The organism is Corallococcus sp. 4LFB (assembly GCF_046520365.1).
Taxonomy (GTDB): domain Bacteria; phylum Myxococcota; class Myxococcia; order Myxococcales; family Myxococcaceae; genus Corallococcus; species Corallococcus caeni.
Map to the genome: position 1 here is coordinate 1 of NZ_JBKGHJ010001238.1, position 456 is coordinate 456.

The 456-nt window shown below is 71.1% G+C and carries 1 protein-coding gene; it reads left to right on the forward strand.

Annotated features, from left to right (window positions below):
- The coding region (locus tag ACLEQD_RS45115) for a hypothetical protein (RefSeq protein WP_410392024.1) at positions 1-456 on the forward strand (456 nt) is incomplete at both ends.

Genomic DNA, 456 nt, shown 5'->3' on the forward strand with positions numbered 1-456 from the left:
CTCCTCGGCCAAGCGAGCCTCTTCCGCGAGTCGGGCCTCTTCCTCCGCACGGAGCCGCGCCTCTTCGGCGAGGCGGGCCTGTTCAGCCAGCCGCGCTTCCTCCTCAGCGCGAAGCCGGGCTTCTTCGGCGAGGCGAGCCTCTTCGGCCAGCCGGGCCTCCTCGATCGCCCGAAGCCGGGCTTCTTCCGCGAGCCGAGCCTCTTCCGCGAGCCTCGCCTCTTCCTCTTCGCGAAGGCGGGCCTCTTCTGCGAGCCGAGCCTCTTCCGCGAGTCGCTCGGCTTCAATGCGCGCCAGTTCCGCGAGTCGAGCCTCTTCAAGGGCACGAAGCCGGGCTTCCTCGGCGAGGCGCGCTTGTTCCGCCTGTCGCGCTTCTTCGGCAAGGCGCTCCGCTTCAACTCGAGCGGCTTCCTCGGCCAGCCGAGCCTCCTCGGCGAGCCGGGCCTCCTCCGCGAGCCG